Origin of the sequence: Polynucleobacter sp. AP-Reno-20A-A9 (assembly GCF_018882085.1) — a bacterium.
Lineage (GTDB): Bacteria > Pseudomonadota > Gammaproteobacteria > Burkholderiales > Burkholderiaceae > Polynucleobacter.
The window spans coordinates 1-353 of the sequence record NZ_JACVPB010000034.1 but is presented as its reverse complement, the minus strand read 5'-3'; the positions used below and the strand labels follow the sequence as shown (position 1 = coordinate 353).

Below are 353 nucleotides of genomic sequence, written 5' to 3'. Positions count from 1 at the left end.
AAAAGGACGCGCAAGCGTTACCGTAGTCAAAATCGACAACCGTATGTAGCAACTGGGCCCAATGAGGTTTGGGCTTACGACTTTGTCTTTGATGCTTGTGCCAACGGGCAAAAGCTCAAGTGCTTAACCTTAATTGACGAGTTCACCAAAGAGAGCCTACACATTGATGTGGCCGGCTCAATTAAAGGCAAACGAGTGGTGCAGGTTTTAGAGGAAGTCATTGCAGAGCGTGGTTACCCCAAGGTTCTACGCAGTGACAACGGTCCAGAGTTTGTGAGTACCATCTTATTGGAATGGGCGGTAGAGCGAGGTTTGCACAACTTACATATCGAGCCAGGTAAACCTTGGCAAAA

The 353-nt window shown here is 47.9% G+C and carries 1 protein-coding gene; it reads left to right on the top strand.

Annotation, left to right across the window (positions count from 1 at the left end; genetic code table 11):
• The coding region (locus ICN39_RS11085; protein WP_216234163.1) for a DDE-type integrase/transposase/recombinase at nt 1-353 on the top strand (353 nt) is incomplete at both ends.